General features: G+C 49.2%; 22 protein-coding genes. 12 read left to right on the top strand and 10 right to left on the bottom strand.

What is annotated here, in order from left to right:
• Window positions 1-15: 15 nt before the first annotated feature.
• Window positions 16-3,057 carry an efflux RND transporter permease subunit gene (locus V5J35_RS16530; RefSeq protein WP_354008201.1) on the bottom strand — a complete coding sequence of 1,014 codons (3,042 nt, stop codon included), beginning with the start codon at window positions 3,055-3,057 and terminating at the stop codon, window positions 16-18.
• Window positions 3,058-3,062: 5 nt separating this feature from the next.
• Entirely contained in the window at window positions 3,063-4,154 is a 1,092-nt protein-coding gene (locus V5J35_RS16535) for an efflux RND transporter periplasmic adaptor subunit (RefSeq protein WP_354008202.1), read from the bottom strand.
• Window positions 4,155-4,286: 132 nt separating this feature from the next.
• Between V5J35_RS16535 and V5J35_RS16540 the strand changes: the two genes are divergently transcribed.
• The 6 genes from V5J35_RS16540 to V5J35_RS16565 all read left to right on the top strand — a co-directional run bounded on the left by V5J35_RS16540 (window position 4,287) and on the right by V5J35_RS16565 (window position 10,547).
• Window positions 4,287-4,889 (top strand): TetR/AcrR family transcriptional regulator, encoded by a 603-nt coding sequence (locus tag V5J35_RS16540; protein ID WP_354008203.1) that lies wholly within the window; start codon window positions 4,287-4,289, stop codon window positions 4,887-4,889.
• Between the two features lie 113 nt (window positions 4,890-5,002).
• Window positions 5,003-6,433 (top strand): di-heme oxidoreductase family protein, encoded by a 1,431-nt coding sequence (locus tag V5J35_RS16545; RefSeq protein WP_354008204.1) that lies wholly within the window; start codon window positions 5,003-5,005, stop codon window positions 6,431-6,433.
• Window positions 6,434-6,578: 145 nt separating this feature from the next.
• Complete coding sequence (locus tag V5J35_RS16550; protein ID WP_354008205.1) at window positions 6,579-7,538, top strand: YeiH family protein; 960 nt, start codon at window positions 6,579-6,581, stop codon at window positions 7,536-7,538.
• A gap of 159 nt (window positions 7,539-7,697) precedes the next feature.
• Complete coding sequence (locus tag V5J35_RS16555) at window positions 7,698-8,198, top strand: TAXI family TRAP transporter solute-binding subunit (protein WP_354016449.1); 501 nt, start codon at window positions 7,698-7,700, stop codon at window positions 8,196-8,198.
• Window positions 8,164-8,616, top strand: coding sequence for a TAXI family TRAP transporter solute-binding subunit (locus V5J35_RS16560; protein ID WP_354016450.1), 453 nt, complete (start codon window positions 8,164-8,166; stop codon window positions 8,614-8,616). The genes V5J35_RS16555 and V5J35_RS16560 overlap by 35 nt, the downstream gene beginning before the upstream one ends.
• A gap of 56 nt (window positions 8,617-8,672) precedes the next feature.
• Window positions 8,673-10,547 carry a TRAP transporter permease gene (locus V5J35_RS16565; RefSeq protein ID WP_354008207.1) on the top strand — a complete coding sequence of 625 codons (1,875 nt, stop codon included), beginning with the start codon at window positions 8,673-8,675 and terminating at the stop codon, window positions 10,545-10,547.
• 44 nt (window positions 10,548-10,591) lie between these two features.
• Here the strand turns inward: V5J35_RS16565 and V5J35_RS16570 are convergent, their stop codons facing one another.
• The 4 genes from V5J35_RS16570 to V5J35_RS16585 all read right to left on the bottom strand — a co-directional run bounded on the left by V5J35_RS16570 (window position 10,592) and on the right by V5J35_RS16585 (window position 13,889).
• Window positions 10,592-10,969 (bottom strand): hypothetical protein, encoded by a 378-nt coding sequence (locus tag V5J35_RS16570; protein WP_354008208.1) that lies wholly within the window; start codon window positions 10,967-10,969, stop codon window positions 10,592-10,594.
• A gap of 332 nt (window positions 10,970-11,301) precedes the next feature.
• On the bottom strand, window positions 11,302-11,961 hold the full coding sequence (locus V5J35_RS16575) for a hypothetical protein (RefSeq protein ID WP_354008209.1): 660 nt from the start codon (window positions 11,959-11,961) through the stop codon (window positions 11,302-11,304).
• A gap of 170 nt (window positions 11,962-12,131) precedes the next feature.
• Entirely contained in the window at window positions 12,132-12,905 is a 774-nt protein-coding gene (locus tag V5J35_RS16580) for a hypothetical protein (protein WP_354008210.1), read from the bottom strand.
• A gap of 129 nt (window positions 12,906-13,034) precedes the next feature.
• Window positions 13,035-13,889, bottom strand: coding sequence for a 6-carboxytetrahydropterin synthase (locus V5J35_RS16585; protein WP_354008211.1), 855 nt, complete (start codon window positions 13,887-13,889; stop codon window positions 13,035-13,037).
• 199 nt (window positions 13,890-14,088) lie between these two features.
• Between V5J35_RS16585 and bioA the strand changes: the two genes are divergently transcribed.
• Window positions 14,089-15,372 (top strand): adenosylmethionine--8-amino-7-oxononanoate transaminase, encoded by a 1,284-nt coding sequence (bioA, locus tag V5J35_RS16590; RefSeq protein WP_354008212.1) that lies wholly within the window; start codon window positions 14,089-14,091, stop codon window positions 15,370-15,372.
• Window positions 15,373-15,484: 112 nt separating this feature from the next.
• The gene (locus tag V5J35_RS16595) at window positions 15,485-15,889 is read left to right on the top strand and encodes a CBS domain-containing protein (protein WP_354008213.1); all 405 of its coding nucleotides are present in this window, start codon (window positions 15,485-15,487) and stop codon (window positions 15,887-15,889) included.
• A 58-nt stretch (window positions 15,890-15,947) separates the two neighbouring features.
• Here V5J35_RS16595 and V5J35_RS16600 read toward each other — a convergent pair whose 3' ends face one another.
• Window positions 15,948-17,192, bottom strand: coding sequence for a dicarboxylate/amino acid:cation symporter (locus V5J35_RS16600; RefSeq protein WP_354008214.1), 1,245 nt, complete (start codon window positions 17,190-17,192; stop codon window positions 15,948-15,950).
• A gap of 363 nt (window positions 17,193-17,555) precedes the next feature.
• Between V5J35_RS16600 and V5J35_RS16605 the strand changes: the two genes are divergently transcribed.
• Window positions 17,556-17,849, top strand: coding sequence for a hypothetical protein (locus tag V5J35_RS16605; protein WP_354008215.1), 294 nt, complete (start codon window positions 17,556-17,558; stop codon window positions 17,847-17,849).
• Window positions 17,850-17,966: 117 nt separating this feature from the next.
• The gene (locus V5J35_RS16610; protein WP_354008216.1) at window positions 17,967-18,542 is read left to right on the top strand and encodes a histidine phosphatase family protein; all 576 of its coding nucleotides are present in this window, start codon (window positions 17,967-17,969) and stop codon (window positions 18,540-18,542) included.
• Window positions 18,543-18,587: 45 nt separating this feature from the next.
• On the opposite strand, the gene V5J35_RS16615 is transcribed toward V5J35_RS16610, so the two are convergent.
• Window positions 18,588-18,974: a SpoIIAA family protein gene (locus tag V5J35_RS16615; RefSeq protein ID WP_354008217.1), complete on the bottom strand. Its 387-nt coding sequence runs from the start codon at window positions 18,972-18,974 to the stop codon at window positions 18,588-18,590.
• Between the two features lie 408 nt (window positions 18,975-19,382).
• Here V5J35_RS16615 and V5J35_RS16620 point away from each other — a divergent pair, with 408 nt between their 5' ends.
• Window positions 19,383-20,024: an MBL fold metallo-hydrolase gene (locus V5J35_RS16620; protein WP_354008218.1), complete on the top strand. Its 642-nt coding sequence runs from the start codon at window positions 19,383-19,385 to the stop codon at window positions 20,022-20,024.
• A 34-nt stretch (window positions 20,025-20,058) separates the two neighbouring features.
• Window positions 20,059-20,721, top strand: coding sequence for a YiaD family glycine zipper/OmpA-like lipoprotein (locus V5J35_RS16625; protein ID WP_354008219.1), 663 nt, complete (start codon window positions 20,059-20,061; stop codon window positions 20,719-20,721).
• 106 nt (window positions 20,722-20,827) lie between these two features.
• Here the strand turns inward: V5J35_RS16625 and V5J35_RS16630 are convergent, their stop codons facing one another.
• Together V5J35_RS16630 and V5J35_RS16635 are read right to left on the bottom strand one after the other, a co-directional pair.
• Complete coding sequence (locus V5J35_RS16630; protein WP_354008220.1) at window positions 20,828-21,178, bottom strand: RidA family protein; 351 nt, start codon at window positions 21,176-21,178, stop codon at window positions 20,828-20,830.
• A gap of 195 nt (window positions 21,179-21,373) precedes the next feature.
• A complete protein-coding gene (locus V5J35_RS16635; protein WP_354008221.1) occupies window positions 21,374-21,646 on the bottom strand; it encodes a GDCCVxC domain-containing (seleno)protein in 273 nt (90 codons plus the stop codon).
• Window positions 21,647-21,772 lie beyond the last annotated feature (126 nt).

The raw sequence follows: 21,772 nt of genomic DNA on the forward strand, positions 1-21,772 counted from the left end.
CCATCAGACGAACGGTTAGTCCAGCGCCCTCCTTCCCAGCAGGGAATAAAGTACAGGCACAACAAACAGTGTCAGCAGTGTTGATACCAGCAGACCGCCAATAATACTGGCCCCCATGGGCGCCCACATCATGGAACCGGAAAGGGTCAGTGGCAGCAGGCCGCCAATGGTGGTCATGGTGGTTAGCAGAATCGGCAATAACCGTACCTGCCCGGCTTCAATAATGGCTTCTTTTATCTCCATGCCTTTTCTGCGCAGCTGATTACTGTAATCTACCAGTATGATGGAATTGTTGACGACAATACCCACCAGTGAAGTCAACCCGATAAAGGCAGTAAAGGAGAAGGTAAAACCGGCAAACCACAGTGCCAGAATCATGCCCGTCACGGCAAAAGGAATGGCTGTAAAAATCACCAGCGGCTGACTGAACGAGTTGAACTGTAACACCAGTATCGCAAAAATGCCCAGCAAGGCAATCAGCAGCACTTTAGCCATACCGGCAAACGACTCTTCCCGCTGCTCCTGTTCACCGCCTACCTGATAAGTCACGCCATCCGGCCACTGGTACTGATCCAGTTTTGCCCGAATGGCATTGGTCACGGTTTCTGCCTGATAACCGGCTTTCAGGTCAGCGGTTATTCTTGCCATACGTTCTGTCAGATGATGCTGAAAACGAGGCAGGGCATCCTGCATTTCCAGCTTAACCAGTTGTTTGACCGGAACCAGATGGCCGCTGGTGGACTTCACCATCATGCGGTCAAAGTCTTCCAGTTGGGGTTCATTACCAGACGACTGACCTTTAACAACAATCGGGTAATTCTCTCCCGAGTGGTCACGGAACTGGCTGACAGGTACCCCGACAAGACTGGCTCGAATAACCTGGTCAATAGAGCTGATGGCGACCCCGTACATGGCGGCTTTATCTCGGTTAATGGTGACATTCAGGTCAACCTTGGGGTTGTCCAGGGGATTATCGACATTCACCGTTCCGGGTGTGGTAGCAATGATCTGCTCAATATCCCTGGATACCGCCAGAACCTGGTTCAGATCGTCCCCCATAATCCGGAAGGCAACAGAGGCTTCATAAGGGGGACCCTGTAACAGTTCCTTAACCACCACTCGCGCCCCAACAATACGGCTGAAGTCGTCTCTAAGGGACTCAACAAAAGGTTCTACCTCACTGAGCCGACCGGTATTCAGATTAATAACCACCTGGGCATAGTTGGGTACCTGACGTTTAGGGAAAATGTTGTAGTAGATTCTGGGGTTATCTTTACCAATGTTGCTGACCACGGAACGTACCAGTGGGTAGTCTTTGACAATACCTTCAACCTGTCGTACGGCATTGTCTGTTTGCTGAAAACTGGAACCTTCGGGCAGTTCAACATTGACCAGCAGCATCGGCTTTTCAGCCTTGGGAAACATACTGACACCCAGTGTGCCTGCCAGCATAATGGAGCCAGCCAGGGTCATGACGGCTATTATCAGGATCAGCACCGGATAACGAAGGGCGCCACTGAGCAGCGCTTTATAGGGGCCGTAAGTAAATGCCTGCAGACCCCTTAACAGTAATGGCGGTTTGCTGTCCTGTCCTTTCAGCATAACGCTGGCGAGCAGTGGCGACAGGCTCAGGGCAATAATCAGGGAAGCCAGCAGGGTCAGAATAACGGTGACCGGCATGGATCTCATGAATATGCCAGCGCCAGTCTGCAACAGCATAATCGGCAGAAAAGCCAGAATGGTGGTCAGGGTTCCGCTGATGACTGCCCAGCCGACCTGACTGGCCCCCCGGGCAGCGGCTTCCATCGGCGCATAGCCTTTGCGCAGGAAGCGGTGAACGTTTTCTGTCACCACAATGGCATTATCAACCAGAAGCCCCAGTGCGATCACCAGTCCGGCAATCGACATCTGCTGCAGGCCATAGCCAGCGAGGTCTACCCAACCCAAGCCAATAAACACTGACAGGGGAATGGCAAGAATAATGACAACCGCCGACCGGGCGCCCAGAAACAGGACGGTGAGCAACCCGACCAGTATCAGACCCTGAACCAGACTGTTGAAAAACTGGGAGACACGATCGTGTACCGACTCACTCTGGTCGTGGGCAATACCAATGGCAACGTCTGCAGGTAACTCCTGCCCAAAATCATCCAGCGTCTGTTTGATAGCGTCCATGACGGTGAAGATATTGCTGCCCTTGCGCTGGACAACGGTGACAAAAATGGACCGGGTTCCCTGAAATCGTGCCTGATAGGTAGGCAGAGCATCGGTGAAGACGATATCGGCAATATCTTTAACAAACACGACTCTCCCCGGAGTAGAGACCACGGCCGTTCTTTCAACGGCTTCAATATCTTTGAAGTCACCACTGGTTCGTACCGTAAAACGGCGTTTGCCTGCCAGAACATGACCGCCGGGAAGGTTGACTCCGGACGCCTGTATAGCGGCAATCAGGTCTTCAACCCCAATGCCCAGTTCCTGCATCCGGGCAAGGTCTGCCTGAACCTGCAGTTGCTGTTCGGGATAAGCTTCTGTTGTCGCTTTTTTGATACCGGGAATCCGTTCAATGCGCTTTTCCAGTTTTTCTCCCAGCAGTCGCAATGTGTTATAGCTCCGGGATTCAGACATCAGGGCAATCTGGATAATGCTGACATCAATCGGAGAGATACGGTCAATGGCCAGCACCGGAATATCTTCCGGCAGCTGGTCGCGTATTTTGGCAATTTCGGCTACCACATCGTCATACTGTTCCTGAGGGTCAGTGCCGTAGAGGAACTCGACCTGAATCACCGCCAGACCATCTTCGATATCACTCTTTAAAATTCTTATGTCGTCTAACTCCTTGATGGCTTCCTCGATAGGGTCAACAATCAGCTTCTCCATATCCAGTGGGTTGGTACCGGGATAGACGACACGTACCATCGTTGCCGGAAATTCAAACTGGGGATCTTCAGAGCGGGGCATGGTCATCAATGACACAATACCCAGTGCTACCAGCAATAACATGACCACCAGGGTAAAGCGCCGGTTCTGAATCGCAATGGCTGGGAGTTTCATGGTGGTTACTCCTGAAGACCGTAAGCAGCAGCCTCGGAAACAATGACGGTATCGCCATCCAGAAGAAAACCGGCACCGGAACTGATAACGGCTTCGCCTTCCTCCAGACCTGAATCACTGGCAATGAAACCTGATTCCATAAAGTTCAGATTGATATTTCTCAGGGTCACCGACTGATCACCGGGTTTGTAGACAAACACCTCTGCCGAAGAGCGGCTGGCATTAACGACAGACTCAACAGGAATCAGTGCCAGCATCTGCTGTCTGGAGGGAGTAAGGGTAACCTTGCCCACAAAGCCTGAACGCAACTTGCTGGTGGTTTCGGGGAAGGCGATCTCTACCTGAAAGGTGCCTGTGCGTTCATCAGCCAGTGCCGCAAGGCGGGTAACCTGTCCGGTAAAGGTCTGTCCGGGCCAGGCATCAAACTGAATCAGTGCCTTGTCGTTTTTCTTAACCCTGACAATTTCTTCATCGGTCAGGCCGGTTTTAAGCACCCAGCCCCGGGCCGTGTCTGCCACCACCAGTACAGGTTGATTGGGTGTTACCAGTTCGTTTTCTTCTACATGACGCCGTAATACAAGACCCTGTGACGGAGCATCAATGCGAGAGTACCTCTGGTTAAACAGGGTGATACGCAGCCGGCTTCTGGCAACCTCCAGCTCGGTTTCTGCAGACTGGAGCTGATCCAGCGACACCACATTGTTCTTGTGCAGTTTGCTGATGCGCTCCAGGTTGCGTTTTGCCAGGTCCAGCCTTGCCCTGGCTTCATCGACCTGTGCGTTAACCTCTTCCATGGTCAGGCTGGCGAGCAACTGCCCGGTCTGCACCCGATCGCCTTCATCAACCAACAGTTGTGCCACGGGGCCTGCTGTTTTAAACGACAGAGTTTGCTGGGATTTATAAGCGAGAATGCCGCTGGTTCTTATTGGGCGCGAGTATTGCTGGTATTGAACGGTTTCAGTCGTCACGCTGACCGGTGGTTTACCTGATTCAGGGCTGGCAAAGGCGGGCAATGGCATCGTGCTGTAAAAAACGCTGTAAACAATGCAGTAAAGAGCCAGGGTCACAAGCCCGGGGCAGTGGCGGGAAGCAGGCATGAAAGTTTGTCCGATATAGTCTTTATTGTGGGCTTAATGCTAAAAGAGTAATGTGTTCGGTGTCAACAATGTTGACAATGAATACATTTGTGCAAAACTCTATAGCCAGTACGAGCGATCATCAGGTTAATTATGTCCCGATATCACCATGGAAATCTCCGGCAGGTATTGCTGACTGAAGCCCGGCGGCAACTGCATGAGTCGGGTGCCGATAAACTGAGCCTGCGGGCCCTGGCAAGGGCTGTTGGTGTTTCCCAGACTGCCCCTTACCGGCACTTTGCTGACAAGGAAGCCTTGCTGGTGTCGTTGATGACCGATGGTTTTTCAGAACTGGATAAGCATGTCTGCAAAGCGGAGCAGGCATCCGCTAACGTTGATGACGAGCTGGTGAATGCCGGGCTGGCTTTTGTTGAGTTTGCTTCCAGCAATCCTGAGTTGTACAAGCTGATGTTCGGGCCGTTGCTTGCCAGAAAAGAGATCTGTCCGCAGCTGAAAACGATGGCTTTGAACAGTCTGGGGCGGTTGCAGGGCATTATCAGCCGTAAACTGCAAAGTGCCGACCAGGAACTGATCTGGCAAACCACCCTGAATGCTACTGCTCTGGTACATGGTCATGCCCGGATGTGCATTAACGGAATGCCCGCCTGTAATCCGGTAACTGGTAAACCTATTGATTTACGCAGGGCTTTAAAGGCATTTGCCGATGGCATTAATGCCTGCAACGAACTCCTTTGAAATCACCGAAACATTGATGACTTTGGTAATGTCCGGTCTTGCCGATAGTTGAAGCTAACACATAGTGTTACTTACGCAGTTTCATTCACGCAGCTTCACTCGGAATTCTGACAATGGTTAAAGGGCTGACTGCTTCTTTTTTGACAACAGCCGTCACGATTGTTGTGCTGTTCAGCCTGCCGGGCTGTTCAAAGGTTGAACCGGCGGCGTATGAAGATGGCGAAAAATGGCCGGGTGGAAAAACATCCGTGACCGTTTCGGGTAAAAGTTCATTCTCCCGTGCTTCTGCCAATATGGCAGCCAACCGAAGGCTCGATTTCAGTGTGGGTGACAGCTTCTTCAAAAGTGACTGGGTGCCTGCTCCACAGCCTGACTCATTTCGTGACGGGCTGGGTCCTCTGTTTAACACCCGCTCCTGTGAAGGTTGTCACATTCTTGATGGCCGGGGGCATTCCCCTGACGATGGCGAACTCAATGAAGGTGGGTTGCTGATCAGAATCAGTGTGCCAGCTACTACTCAGAAAGATAAGGAGCAGCTGACCCGCAGTGGAGTGGTTCCACATCCGGTTTACGGTGACCAGATTCAGGATTTTTCTCTGGGAGGGGTTAAGCACGAGGCTAAAGTCCGGGTTCGTTACGAATATTCAACCATCCGCTTTTCTGATGGGGAGAGTGTTCAGATTCGCAAGCCGGTCATTTCGCTGGAAGGTTTAAACTATGGCCCCCTGCCGGACAATTTGATGATGTCGCCTCGTATTGCGTCACCCATGATCGGGCTGGGATTGCTGGAAGCCATATCAGATTCGCAGATTCTGGCGAATGAAGACCCGGATGATCGTGACGGGGATGGTATTTCCGGTCGTGGTAACCGGGTCTGGGATATTCAAAATAAAAAAACGGCACTTGGACGTTTTGGCTGGAAAGCTGGTCAGCCTAATATGACCCAGCAGAGTGCCGGGGCGTTCAATGGGGATATGGGCATTACTTCCAGCCTGTTTCCTGATGACAACTGCACGGAAAGCCAGGTTTCCTGTAAAGAGGCGACACCGGAAGAAGATCCGGATGTTTCTGATTCCATACTTGAAAAAGTGGTGTTTTACAGTCGTAACCTCGCCGTTCCCATGCGACTGGATTCCAAAGACCCGGAAGTGCTGAAAGGGAAGGCACTGTTTGCTAAAGCCCGCTGTACGGGATGCCATATTCCCAACTTTACAACCCTTAAGGTTAAAAATTATCCGGAACAGTCAGAGCAGAATATCTGGCCATATACGGATTTGCTGCTGCACGATATGGGTGAAGAGCTGGCAGATAATCGTCCTGAGTTTCTTGCTTCGGGTCGTGAGTGGCGAACGCCGCCGCTGTGGGGGATTGGCAAAACCAGAATGGTCAACCCGAAAGGCACGTTTCTGCATGACGGGCGCGCCCGCACCATTATGGAAGCGATTCTCTGGCATGGTGGTGAGGCAGAGGCTGCAAAGCAGGCCGTTATGGATATGAATAAAGAGCAGCGAACCGCGCTGGTCAGATTTGTGAACTCTTTGTAATTGAGACGGGGGAAGCACCGGCCTGTGCATGATCCTGTTCGCATAAGAGTTTCTTACAGGATTGTTCAGGAATATTTATTTTTCTTATTAGCTATTCAGCCCCATACTGCCTGCCTTCTGAAGTTTCGTTAAGTAAATAAACGTTATGGGTTCTCTACATGAGCGCTTTTCGGCATCTGGCGGAAGTTTCCACAGGGTAGCCCAAAGCCTGTTTTTCCTGATGAGTCTGCTGTGCCTGTTTACTGGTATTTCATCGGCCATTGCTCTGATGCTGGGTATTATTCTGGCTGTTACATTAGGCAACCCCTGTTTAGAGATGGCGCAGAAAGCGATAAGTGTCCTGCTGAGATTGTCAGTGATTGGCCTGGGCTTTGGCATGAGTGTTCAACAGGCTATAGATGCCAGCCAGAACGGCTTTCTGCTGACCGTAACCTCTATCGTCTTTACTCTGGTTCTGGGGGCGTTGACGGCTACCAGAATGGGGCTTACCCGTCATGCCGGACAGTTGATTTCCAGTGGAACGGCCATTTGTGGCGGCAGCGCAATCGCTGCGGTGGCTCCGGTTATCAAAGCTTCTCCCCGTGATATCTCGGTTGCGCTGGGTGTTGTGTTCATTCTGAACTCGGTAGCGCTGATTGTATTTCCACCGGTGGGACACTGGCTCTCAATGACACAGGAACAGTTTGGACTCTGGTCAGCGATTGCTATTCATGATACCAGCTCTGTGGTCGGTGCCAGTGCCAGTTATGGCCCGGAAGCCCTGGCGATTGCCACTACCGTTAAGCTGGGGCGGGCGCTGTGGATCATCCCTCTGTCTCTGCTGATGGCAGTTATCTCGGGGGGAAATGTCAGGAAAATCAGTATTCCCTGGTTTATCGGGTTGTTTATTCTTGCGATGCTGGCTAACAGCTTTATCCCCGGAGTCGAAATGTTCAGCGATGATATTGTTGAGTGGTCAAAGAGAGGGCTGGTGTTAACTCTCTTCCTGATCGGTTCAACCATGACCCGTGATCTGTTGAGGAGTGTTGGCTTTATGCCAATGGCTTACGGAATTTTCCTGTGGGTGGCCATTGCGTTGTCTTCACTGGGGCTGATCATGTACTAAGCGTTACTGTCAGGGGTGCCGTTATTTTATTCCGATGGCCCCCTCCTGCCTTCTCGTCCCTTCCGCTTTAAGTTAGACTCTCGTACACGTGTGGTGACAGGACATTATAAATAAGCCATGCGCCTGTAAGGGTAGAAGAATAAAAAACGTGGGGGACTTATGCGCAAACTGCTCCTTTCTCTGGCAGCTTTGATCTTACCGTTGTTGTCTGTTTCGGTGAGCGCGAACAATTATTCCGTTGGTACGGGTGGGCAAAGTGGAATTTACTATCCGTTTGGAGGCGCCCTGGCCAAAGTCTGGTCCGATAATATCGAGGGTATAAACGTTAAGGCAGAAGTGACAGCGGCTTCTGTTGAAAACACGATTAAAGTGGTACGGGGCGACATGCTTGCCGGTCTGGCAATGGGAAATGTTGTTCTGGATGCCTATAAGGGTGAAGGCAAGTTTCCGGCAAAAATGCCTGTGAATGTGCTGTTTGCCCTCTATCCCAACCTGGTGCATGCGGTGACGACTGCAAAAACGGATATCCAGTCCCTGTCCGACCTGAAGGGTAAGCGGGTTTCACTGGGAGCCCCCGGTTTCTGGTACTGCTGTAACATCTGCGGCACTGCTGGAGTCCCTGGGTGTGGAAGTGAATGCGGTTTACCTGAATTTCTCTGAAACCACTAATGCCCTTGCCAATGGGCAGATTGATGCCGGATTTATTGTGGGTGGGCAGGGCGTTGGCGCTGTGACTCAGCTGGCACTGACCCACGACATTCGTATTCTTGATATTTCTGCACAGGAACAGGCGACCTTCAAATCGAAGTACCCTGCTTACAGCAGCTATACCATTCCTGAAGGGGTTTATAACAAGGTCGATGCCGTTAACACCCTGAGTGTCTGGAATGTGATTGTTGTTAAGGCAGACCTTCCCGAAGACATGGCTTATGAACTGACCCGCACCGCTTTTGAGAATATTGATCAGGTACGAAAAGTGGTTAAAGCCGCTGACGCCACTACTCATGCCAATGCAGGTAGCCTCAATGGCGTGCCACTGCATCCCGGCGCTCTCAGGTATCTGAAAACAGCTCAGTAGACAGTTATTGAAAAAGGGTAGGTAGCCCGGCAGAAGACTCGTGGAAGGAGGAAGTCATGACGAAGTCGATTATTAAACGGTCAGGCTATCTGGTGTTGGTACTGGCGGTTTTGCTGTCGGGCTTTCAGATATGGCAGGGCATTACTTCAACCATCTCAGCCACCTATTTCCGGCCAGCTCATCTGAGCTGGGTGATGGTGCTGATCTTCCTGCACTTCCCTGTTGTCAGAAACGAGCAACACCGGCTTTATGTCCCGGGACGTTTATTTGATCTGGGACTGGCGGTTGCTGCAGTCGTTTCCGGCTACTTAATCGTCAGTTTTGACTACAACGATATCAATTATCTGCTGTATGGGCTGAGTACTCCCAACCTTATAGCAGGTGTCGTCTGCCTGGCGCTGCTGCTGGAAGCCTGTCGTCGCACAGTTGGCTGGGTGATGGTGGCTATTGCCGGACTGTTTCTTGCCTACAGTGCGTTTGGCAGCTTTTTGCCGGGAACTCTGGCGACCAAGGCTTACAGTTTGCAGGAACTGATACAGTTTCAGATGTATTCCAGTAATGGCGTCTTTGGCTCAGCGCTGGGTATAGCGGCAACCACTGTTTTTATCTTTGTTTTGTTTGGCGCTTTTCTGGAGGTCACCGGGGCAGGTAAATTCTTTATCGACCTGGCGTTTGCCATTGCGGGGAAGTATCGGGGAGGACCTGCTAAAGCGGCTGTTATTGCTTCGGCCGGACTCGGTTCTATTTCCGGTTCAGCCATTGCCAATACGGTGACAACCGGTTCCATCACCATCCCTATGATGAAAAAGCTGGGTTATAAACCGGAACAGGCGGCAGGCATCGAAGCCGCTGCCTCGACGGGTGGACAGATCATGCCGCCAATTATGGGTGCCGGGGCGTTTGTCATGGCTCAGTTTACCGGTGTGCCATACAGCGACATTATGATTGCTTCTATCGCACCGGCGTTTTTGTACTTTTTCTGTACGCTGTTATACGTCCATATTATGGCATGCAAGCTGGGATTAAGTTCTGCGCAGAGAACGGAAGCGATCTGGGATGTGATGAAGCATGGTGCTCATTTCCTTTTACCACTGTTGTTAATCACGGTGCTCCTATTAATGGCATTTTCACCACTGCTGGTGGGGGTTATCGGTTGTGGTGCCATTCTGGTAACGGCAGGGTTACGTAACCATAGTCGTATAGGAATACAGAAAATCATTCTCGGCATGAAAAACGGTGCGTTGCTGGCGTTGCCAATATCAGCCGCCTGTGGTGCTGCGGGCATTATTGTCGGGGTCGTGGGGCAGACTGGTATTGGGTTGCAGTTTACCCAGTTTGTGATGACACTTTCCGGTGGCTATATGTTTACCGCCCTCCTATTAATCAGCCTGGTGGCGCTGGTGCTGGGAATGGGACTGCCAGTGACTGCCGCGTACATTGTTCTGGCCGTGATGGCTGTGCCATTGCTGGGTGACTTTGGCTTGCCGCTGCTGACCGCTCACCTGCTGGTGTTCTGGTTATCCCAGACATCAAACGTTACCCCGCCTATTGCCCTGGCCGCGTTTGCCGGTGCTGGCGTGGCGGACGCTAACCCGATCAGGGCTTCGGTTGAGGCATTTAAGCTGGCTGCTGGCCTGTTTGTGATTCCCATTATGATGGCGTATTCAGGTCTGATCAATACAGAGGGTAATGCCTTTGGGTTTGTTGTTGGGGTAGTGCAAACACTGGCCATTATCGTCGCTATGGCGATGGCCGTTGAAGGTTATCTGCTAAGGGCGCTTTCGCTGGTTGAGCGAATTCTGTGTGGCCTTAGCCTGCCGTTATTGCTGTTTAATCCGTCAGGCTTCGGGCTTCTTGGGCTAATGGTTGTTGTTGCTGTGATTATTCTGCAATGGCACCGGCGGGCAGCGTTTCCGGCAGAGGAAGCCTGAATGCTACGCCAGCGTTTTCAGACGGAACGGGACTGAAAAGCAAACTATCCAAAGATATAGAGACCTTCCAGTTTTTTTATAAGAAGCTCAAGGACAGGGTTGACAGCCCCTCTCCACAACGAAAAGCTTCTGTTCATTCTGATTTTGTCCTGAGGCGGAATCTCCAGATGATCGAGGTCATCAAAGCCCAATGCTCTTCGAATTTCCCGGATATCTTCGAGGGCTGTAAAATGCTGTTTTTCCACATTTTCCGGAGCAGGATAAAAGCCAAACTGACAATAAAAGCCCAGAGATTCCAAAACCGGATACTGTATGTACAGGTGCACTCCGCCATTGATCTGAACCTCACGAGCTACGATAAACATCAGCATAGCGCCAAGAGAAATATTACGGTACTCATCTTCGGTACGAATGTACGTCACTGAAAAATGACTGTTACTATCAAGCGGGCCTAGAGCTAAATGACTGTCGAATTCGGAAGCTGCCTTTACATGGCCAGCTTCCGATTTTTGGCCATCAGCGTTTTGATGATAAAGGGCTAATATCAGACGCTCAGAAGTGGAATACCGTTCCAGTATAAAAGTCCGACCTGATAAAATATGCTTGAAACTGGTGCCGGCAGGGACTCCCACTTGATGAAACGGCATGTTTTACCTCTTTAGCTACGTGCACTTTACCTATATTTAGCGTCAGGCTCTAAAACAGGAAAATGTATAAGCAGCCACTGTTGTGTACACATCTGCGGATAACCCATTTATGAAGCGGCTGCCTGTCGGGCAAGTTCAATTTCATGACGAACAGCTTCCAGGGCTGTCCGGAAACTGTCGTCAAATCCGTTTAATGCGTCAATAAACTCAGGCATCATGCTGGTGATGGTTTCACCGGAAATATCTGGCAGGGTTTCCGGCAAGCTACTCAATGCCTGATTCATTCTGCCTTCTGCCTGAATGATAATAGACTTCAGTCGTTCAAATTCACGACCCTGGTTGCTCAGGTCAGGTTTTCGACCTGAACGGGACAGAGTTAACTGGTCGTAAAGTTCCTGCAGTTTAATGTCCTGGGAAACCATCATCCCTTCAACCTGTTTTAAACCTTTCACAACGTTTTCTGAGCTGGAATTGCCTACGGGAGCTACAGCAACCTGCTTTGTTTCATTGTCGGCATCAATGGCTGCCAGTTCTGGCTGTTTGCCCAGTGCCATATCCGGACGGTGAGGGTGAATGGCGGCAATCGTGTCCAGCAGCTCTTTGATAACACCAAAGTTGAATTGCAGCATCTCCTCAAATTGACTACGGGCAGAGGCAAAGGTTTGCGTGAGTTCTTCTTCAACCTTGTCCTGTAATCCGGGAGCTACCTGTGTATCCTGCCCGGGGTCAGCAGGTTTGGGGCGATCATTGATATTTTCTATAGACATTGGAAATCCTTTTCTGACGTTAAAGAACATTTCCTAAGTTTAGTTGTTCATTCCATTAACCGGTCATTAAAGCCTTCATAGCCACTATGTATATTATTTGCCGGTACCATATGAGTATTCCTGAGCCGTCTGGCCACTAGCTGCTTCAACAACTCGGTGGTGGGGGTACATCACACCAAAAGCCACTCTTCAGTAAATTCAACTCTGCCTAAAGGAATAAATTGCCCATGATGCAGCATTCTACAAAATAATTCTGACGGAATAAGCCTTACACGATCTGTTCCAAATATTTTTAATGGATCATCAAATAGACGGTAATAAGCCAGCTCTATTGCTGCCCATATATAAATAAATGCAACAAACTCAGAGCAAAAGAAATTAACCCTGTTTGTTTTGATTAAACTTTCTGTTTCATTTATAAGTCTGCTTTCTAATCTCTTAAGCCTTTCATTTGTTATAGATGGACCTCTTTTTTGGAAGATAAATGAATTGATAGCTTTTCTGATGCCGTAAGATGTGCTTCTTGATGTAGCCCAGCAGGAATGAATCGTTAAAGCTTTTCGGTAAGCCTTTTCGGATAATTTCTTATTAACACACCTGACAACTAAATATTCTTTTCCACCATGAGTTTTAAAACTGGGATCTGGTGTATAAGCTACGCCAGCTCCTCGAAATCGCATAATTTCAAATATTCCGCGTGTCTCATCATATTCAAAAAGTCCATCTTGACCCATAGAAAAAGCTACGTGGGTTATTTTGCAGGGATCTTGTGAGTAAAGATCCGATGTTTTTCTTCTATGTCCTGAAAAATTAAGCCATAGCGGAATTGGAGAAAAAAAGCTTATACTTTTGGCTATGACCCCGGATGTATGATTTATTATTTTAAATAACACATCGCCCTCTTCTAATTGTGAAGAATCTATTTTTCGTTGAAACTCGTTCATAAGCAAAGCTCCTGAAACGTTCTGTTGACCAGCAATCCTCGAATATTAAACAACAGTGTAATTTTATATCCCATAATTAAATTTCTACGGGCATATTCCCCGGAGCAAGCTCCGGGGAGCAGATTTGCACTACCCTCTGGCAATAGAACCCTTATTAAGTCCTTCATAGGCTGTTACCTGAAGGTCAGAATTGTCCGGTAATGCTTTACTTATTTCAGCAGCAATATGCTGTGCCAGTAGTTCTACAGTGGTGTCTGTGTCGATCAGGTAGCAGAGGTGTTCAGCAATGGTCAGTTCGAAATACCCCTGATCAGAGGTGTAGCCAAAGCGATTGTAACGATGTCCATTCTGTTCAAAGCAATCAAGAAGGTCTTCTGTTGTTGCAATATAGATATCATGCCATTTTTTTGCCCAGCCCTTTTCAAGGAGCTGATCTCGTTCTCCATTGACATGAATTTGAATGGCGGATCGGTGACCATGAGCAATTCGCTGGCAATCACCCAGATGTTTTTTCAGGCCGTGGCTGTAATGGTAATAAGCACCTTCAATGGATTCACTATAGAGCCTGAGTTTAACGTTTTTGACGTTATCAGGCAGTTCTGACAGGAGCGCTTTTTCCAGAATGGGGGTCAATACGTCAGTCGTTATTTGTTCGGCGTCAACCAGCAGCATGGCCTGTGCGGGTGCCTTGCAGTTTATTGTACCGACAGCCGACGAGTCCATGGTGACATCCAGGCGGTCTCCGGTTGAATTGACCTGAATGGATGAATGGGCAACAGGTACCAGCAGGCGGTGGTCTGCCAGAAAGTCCAGAGAGGCTTTGACCTGTTTCTTTACATGCCCGAAATCAAACACCATTCCCTGCTCATCAAGGTCACCGTATAAAACCACATCGGCCAGCCAGGTTTCTCCTACAACACCCCGCTCAGGGGAGAGAAAACTGAAATCAAGAGTGGTGAGCTGGTTTACAAACAGGGCGGTCATAAAGGATTTCTTTGTTGATCAGATGTCAGATAATGAGACTGAAGTTTAAACCATCTTGCTGATTCTTTCAGGGAGGGGGGAGAAATTTCACATTTCGGGCTATTTCTCATTATTATTGGCTCGCCAAACTATTTATAAGTGTTTTCTGGTTATAAGTGCTATCTGGCACTGTCAAAGCCAGTCAGTTCAGGAGTTAATTTTGCACCACCTTCTCAGTTCCGGGGACCTTGAATTTGAATCCAGACATATCTGGCACCCCTACAATTCGACCAACAGCTCTGTTCCTGTTTTCCCGGTTACCGGAGCGGATGGCGTCAGACTGACATTAAATGATGGCAGGGAAGTCATTGACGGAATGTCATCCTGGTGGTGTATGGCACACGGTTACAACCACCCACACATGAATCAGGCCATGAAAGCACAGATTGATACGTTCTCTCATGTCATGTTTGGTGGTTTGACCCATAAGCCTGCCATTGACCTTGCCCGGAAGCTGGTAGATATGACACCTGAACCCATCCAGACCGTTTTCTTTGCGGACTCAGGTTCGGTGTCTGTGGAAGTGGCGATTAAAATGGCGGTGCAATACTGGGTTGTCCAGGGCTATACCCGTAAAACAAAGATGCTGACATTCCGTGGCGGTTATTACGGTGACACCACTGGCGCCATGTCGGTATGTGACCCGGTCGGGGGGATGCATTCCATGTTTACGGGGCTTCTTCCCGAGCATCATTTTGTGTCGCGGCCTTCCTGCAAGTTTGATGAGCCGTTTGATGAATCCCATATCAGCGAATTCAAAAGCAGTCTGGAAACCATGCATGAACAGGTGGCTGCTGTCATTATTGAACCGGTTGTTCAGGGGGCTGGAGGCATGTATTTCTACTCGCCTGACTTCCTCCGACGTGTCCGGGAGTTATGTGATGAGTACAATGTCCTGCTGATTCACGATGAGATTGCCACAGGTTTTGGCAGAACTGGCAAGCTGTTTGCTTGTGAACACGCCAATACCGTGCCAGACATCATGACAGTGGGCAAAGCGCTGACCGGTGGTTACATGACCATGGCTGCCACGTTGTGTACTGAGAAAGTCAGCGACACTATTTCTGCCCATGGGCCGATTATGCACGGGCCAACCTTTATGGCAAACCCCCTGGCCTGTGCCGCAGCCAATGCCAGCCTGGAGATTTTTGCCACGGGTGAATGGAAGTCTCAGGTGGCCAATATTGAACAAAAGCTGCGGGATGGTTTGTCGCCCTGTGCGGAGTTCGACACAGTGGCTGAAGTGAGAATTCTTGGGGCGATCGGTGTCGTTGAACTGAAAGAGCCGGTTGTTATGGAGGAAGTGCAGCCCATGTTCGTTGAGGAGGGCATCTGGGTACGCCCGTTTGGCAAACTGGTTTACATCATGCCGCCTTACATTATCAGCGATGAAGACCTGGATTTTCTGTGTCAGCGATTCTGTCGGGTTATCAGCCGTATTTAAACGATCATTAATAGAATGTATCAATTGATGCGATAGGCTCTTTTTGCTTGGTCTGTAACCCTTAATCGGTTCATACTGTGAATATGGGTCACGACTTATGAGGGAGCCGGATATGATAGTGGTTAAAGACATCGTTCGCAGGAATATTACACCTCTCTCGACAGACCTGATGCTGGCAGATGCCGTAGAACGGATTCTTGCATCAGGTCTGATCGGATTGCCAGTGGTCAATAACGAAAACAAGCTGGTTGGCTTTTTATCGGAGCAGGACTGTATCGCACAGATGCTTTCTGGTACCTATCATTCAGACAGTCGCAAAGTCGTTGCTGACCTGATGCACAGGGAGCCTTTGTTTGTGACTCCTGAAGAGTCTGTTATTGATATTGCACAGAGAATGCAGGGCAACAAACCCAAGGTATACCCAGTGATTCAGGAGTATGAACTGCTGGGTGTCATCAGTCGTAAGGATGTGCTGAAAGCGCTGAGTGAAATGATTAAAAGCGTATCGTTTGCCTGAAATAAACAAGCCCATCAACAATCAAGGGCATGGTTTACATGCCCTCAGCCTTTTTCCTTCAGCTTTCTGTCTGTTCCGAAGCCAGTTCTCCAGCCTGTTCCAGTTCCTGATTGACCATGGCGGTTACGCAGGAGTCGGACCAGACGTTGATAGCGCTTTCGAGCATGTCAATGAAGCTGTAAAACGGCAGAATCAAAAGCATCAGCTGCAAATCAACATTCATGGCTGCCAGGAACGCACTGGACAGCATGTAGCACCCCATAGGCACGCCTGCATTGCCAATTGCAGCGATGGAGGCAATCAACACCCATGACAGAAGTTCCAGAGTAGAAAACTGGATGCCATTACTTTGGGATACGAACAGTACGGTGATAAGAATAAACGCTGCACAAGCGTTCATGTTCACACTGATGCACAGCGGCATACTGAACCGGGCCACTTTGCCATTGACTCCAAGCCGCTTCTCAGCACATTCGACTGCAGAGGGCAGGGCAGCGCTGGATGATTTGGAGAAAAAGGCAATGGTCAGTGCCGGCCACATGGCTCTGAGCGTTTTTACCGGCGGGATGCCTTTGCTCTTAAGAAACAACGGCAGAATAACGCCTGCCTGAATAACGTTGGCCAGTAATACACAGATCAGGTAAACCGCCAGTCCCTGAAGCATGTCCTGATTCTGAAAATCCCGGACAAACAGAGTAACAAACGCCCAGACAGCCAGAGGCATCAGCTTGAGAACAAAACTGGTCATTTTCATAACGGCTGCAAACAGACTGTCAAACAGTTTGTGCAGGGAATCTTTATGATCCTGCCCCAGAGAAAGGATGGCGGCGCTCATCAGCAGTGCCAGAAATAAAGCGCCCATCACATTGCCGTTGTAGAACGGTTCAATAAAACTGGATGGAATAATGCTCAGCAGATAGTTCCAGTAGCTGATCACCTCCAGGTCCTGACCGGAATAGCTGCCTGCAAGGCTACCCTGATGGGCCGGGTCAAAGCTGGTATACAGCAGCAGAGCCATTGCCGCTGCAACGAAGGTTGTCAGAAGCGTAAATTTGAGAACTTTACCCCCCATCGCTTTTACATCGCCCATGCCACTCATGCCCGAAAGCGTGGCGATCAGGGAGAAGAAAATGATAGGGAGGCTCACCAGTTTCAAAAGCCGGATAAAAATGTCGGTAATGACTTCGCAGATGCCATTAATGGCTGGGACATCAAGCCAGCCAGTCACCAGCCCGAGGGCGGCAGCCAGCAGCAGCAAGGCTGTTGAACCGATTCTATAGTGTCTGTTGCATCTGTCGCACATGATTAATCTCCTTACATCCTCAAACGTTTTGAAAACTGTCTAATCAGACTGTGTGCGAGTAGCAACAACGAGTGCCGGGTTTTTCTGAACCAGATCTCTTAAAGAGAGTTTTCTCCTGATTCCAGAAGTAGATGAAACGCCTGCTTCTCCTGCTGGAAACCAGTGCTAAAAAAAGGTTTTCTGCATCCATAGACAGACAGATTAGCTTCAGGTTCCGATTTCTCTAATGCGAATTAGATATTTCCTTATAGGGCAAAAAAGCTTGTCTACACTAGGAACCGTTTTTTGATGCCTGTTGCGCTCTTCCCGGGCGTTTTGTTTGTACGAATGTTTTATATGTAGGTCAGTGTCTGGAGGTGAAGCATGACAATTCGTTTTAGTCTGCCTGAATCACTGGAAGAGTTCGACGAACAGGAAGAGTCGCTGGAGCAGCCCTGTTTTCCCTACCATGGTTACGAAGAGCGCCCCGGTGGTATTAATTTCTGGGTATCTGTGACGGCAAAGCGCCTTATACAACTCAATCTCAAAATTAATCGCAAAGGGTTGGATACGCTTCCTGCACAGCAACCTGTACCCGGAAATGTTCGCCACAGTGGCCGTAAAATCCTGTTGCAGGTTACTCGAGAAGAGGTTGTCAGGTTTGATCGTCTGGATTAGCTGCCAGCCAGTCAGGCGTTAATATAAATGTCTGCTGGCTAATAACAGGTGCTTGGCAGAGTATTCCTGGTCGTGCTATTGATAGTGATATTTGCTTTATCAGTGGTGGGGAACGCGTTGGAACTGATCATCTGTCGACATGGCGAAGCGGAACAGAATACAGGGGGCTGGTACAGCTCAAATCCTCGTCACCCCGGGTATGTCGAGGCGCATTTGACAACCAGAGGGATCAGGCAGGTTCGCCAACTGGGCAACGAGCTAAAGTCCACAGGGTTGACGGCTGATAATATTTGCCAGGTGTTCGCATCACCGCTGCCCAGAACCTGTGAGTCTGCCAGGAATGTTATGGATGTTCTTTCTGTTCCCGAACCAAAACTGATTATTGAGCCGAAACTGATCGAGTCGCAGGTTGGGGACAGGGAGAGCCAGCTGATTTCACAATACAATGAAAAGGACTTCTGGTTTCCGGAGAATCCGGAATCATTTCATGGTGAAACCCGGGAAGCAATAAAAGCCAGAATGTTTGATGCGTTCACGGCCATCTATCGCAAATGCCGTGACCAGAATGGCTATGTGCTGTTGTTCAGCCACGGCGCGCCTGTTTATCTGCTGCTGGAAAAGCTAACCGGTACGGGTGAACGCCTGCCTACCGGTGGCTGTAAACGACTGACAGTGACTCCGGCGATGCTCTAATATCACGGAGACAGCCCCACAGGCTAAGCCTTCGAACAACGGTCGTCAGGTACCCTGTGACAGCCAGTTTAAGGCATCATCTTTATTGCCAAATGATTTTAATTCACCAGCCAGAAACCAGTTACCGACTTTCGCTGCAATATCCTGCCAGTTTTTATTGCTTAATAGAGCAATCTGTTTGAAATCTTTATTGTGTTTCAGGCCCATTTTACAATCATCCCAAAACGCTCTCAGCTCCCAGCCCTGCAGGTCTGATATATCCACTAATAACTTGACTGTTGAATCAGGAGCCTGATTGATTGCTGACTCAAGCGCCGGAGTAAAGCTTTCGTAGTCGCTGTGGGTGAGCTTTCCAAATACATTAAGAACCAATATTGATTCATCTTCTATATTTTCAATGTTAATTGAAATGCCATGCTTTGTTGTATTCACTTGAAAACCTCCTGACTTGCGTTATCCAGCTTGAGCATAGTCGATTATTGCTAGGAGCCTGTCGGACTTAAGCGTCCGTAGCGAGGATTGCAAGAAATTGAGGATAAAAATTTCTGATTTTGAGGCGAATAGCGAGCTATTCAACGAGAAAGCAGGAATTTTTAGACCAATTTATTGCAACCGCAGTAGGACAGTCTTAAGTCCGACAGGCTCCTAGAGGTATTTGGGAGAGACATAACACTGGGTATTCCTGAGACACTGCATTAGAATGACCTGCAAATTTGCGCCCGCAGAGGCTAAGAAGTCTTTCAAAAAGTCTTTAACCCGGACGCTTCCCGGAATGGCCTTTATTTCACAAGCCCTGCGGTTTATTAAACCTGTCTACATCGGCTTCAGGATGAATTCAGCATGACAAACCAGACCGATTTTATCAGGGCTACCTTTCCGGTAGGTCCGCTGCAGTGCAACTGTACCATCATAGGTGACAAAGCTACCGGTAAAGCCATTGTTGTTGACCCGGGCGGCAATGCTGACATTATTCTTGCCAAACTGAATGAGCTGGGACTTAAGGTGGTTGCCCTGATTCATACCCATGCTCATCTGGATCATTTCCTGGCCAGTGGTGAACTGAAAAAACTGACAGGTGCTCCCATCTATCTGCATGAGGAAGACAAGTTCCTGTGGGACAACCTTGAAGGGCAGTGTCGTATGTTTGGTGTACCTTATGCCCCCGTCCCTGATCCGGATTACTGGCTTAAAGATGATGAAGAACTGCCCTGTGGTTGTGGTGTTGCCTTGCACACACCGGGTCATACACCAGGGTCAATGAGCTTTTACTTTGAATCACACAAACTACTGATTGCAGGTGATACACTGTTCCGTCGCTCCATTGGCAGAACAGATCTCTGGGGCGGAGACTTTAAAACGATAGAAAAATCTATCCGTGAACGTTTATATGTTCTCGACGAAGAAGCCTGCGTAGTGACAGGCCATGGGCCCGATACGACCATTGGTGAAGAGATTCGAGAGAACAGTATTGTCAGGGGCTGACGCCCTGAGAGCGCTTTCTCCCAGGAGACTATTGATGATCAAATCATTCAGAAATGCATTACCACTGTTGTTTGTTGCTGCCTTTATGGCGGGTTGTCAGACGACGGATCCTTATACCGGTGAGCAGAAAACCCAGAATACGGCAAAATATGGCGGTCTGGGTGCCCTGGCAGGTGCTGTCATTGGCGGTATTGCTGACGGTAGTGAAGGTGCTTTGAAAGGAGCGGCTATTGGTGGTGCGGCAGGAGCCGGTTATGGCTACTATACCGACCGTCAGGAAACGAAGTTAAGGCAGGAACTGCAGGGAACCGGTGTTCAGGTGTCCAGACAGGGCGATAACCTTAAACTGATCATGCCTTCCAACATTACTTTCGACAGCAGTCAGGCTGATATTAAGTCCAGCTTTTACCCGGTTCTGGGCTCTGTTGCTAAAGTGCTGAATGAGTTCGACAAGAACCTTGTTGAGGTTCGCGGTTATACCGACAGCACCGGTGGGCCGACCATTAACAACCCTCTGTCCTATTCCCGTGCGGAATCGGTTGGCAAATACCTGAAGGCTCAGAAAGTTCGCGCTGATCGCATAAAAGTTTTCGGTATGGGGTCGTCCAACCCTATAGGCGACAATGCAACGAAAGCAGGCCGGGCTATGAACAGGCGGGTAGAGATTGATCTGGTGCCTGATTTTAACCAGAAGTAAACAGCCATGAGCGCAAGAAACATTTTTTAATCACCCTCGGCGATGAAAAAATTTTCACGGTAAAAAATAACGAAGCGGGAGCAGAATTCTGCTCCCGGATTTACGGTTACTTCTCAGCAGCAATCACTGAAATCTCAACCAGTAACGCTTCACGAGCCATACTTGCCTGAACACAGGCACGTGCAGGCGCATGACCTTCTGGCACCCAGGCATCCCAGACTTCATTCATTTCCGAGAACAGGGCCATATCCTTGATGTATAGAGTGGCAGAGAGAATATGCTCCCGATCGCTGCCAGCCTGTTCCAGCAACGCGTCCACCTTGTCGAGCATGGTTTGTGTTTGCTCTTTAATACCTGCACTGGCGTCGGCTGCTACCTGGCCACACAGATAAATAGTACCGTTATGCTTCACGATACGGCTCATACGCTGCTTGATTTCCATTCTTTCGATAGTCACTGACAAACCTTTTTACTGCCTGGTTTAATTGGAGTCGTCATTCTACCTCTACTCGGAAGCAGATATGAAACATCAGTGATCGTCTTGGAAAAAAGCTCATAGTTTCTGTTTTCGAATGAGGGGGGGGATGCGCCAGCCTGCCTTTGAACAGGCGCATAATTAGTCGCAGTATCTGGTTGGAATGCAGGTGAAAATTCAGCTAGCCTGAGCGGCGTTAACAGTCGAAGTGGTCATGAAAGAGACAGAGGGCATTGCATTATAGGCCCGGCTTTCTCTCTGGCTGGTCGGACAGTGGTGAGTGCCATGGGAGCAGAAAATGCAACAGTCGCCGGAATCGGGTGTCATCAGTTTCTGGCAGTTTTTGCATTCATACAGGTGAACACAGGCATCCAGCGGCATGGTTTCATCTGATGTATGGCCGCAGTCGGAACAGGTGATGCTGGATCGTGTATGGAGATGGTGCTTCATGAATTTATCCTTTTTCTTGCTTTTCTTAAGTACGTAATAAACGGATATCGACATTGACACCTCATTCTTAATACTTGTGCTTTAACAGTTTAAAAAGGAATTGTGACGCTTTTGTTTAGGATTGTT

Origin of the sequence: Endozoicomonas sp. NE40 (genome assembly GCF_040549045.1) — a bacterium.
GTDB lineage: Bacteria > Pseudomonadota > Gammaproteobacteria > Pseudomonadales > Endozoicomonadaceae > Endozoicomonas_A > Endozoicomonas_A lisbonensis.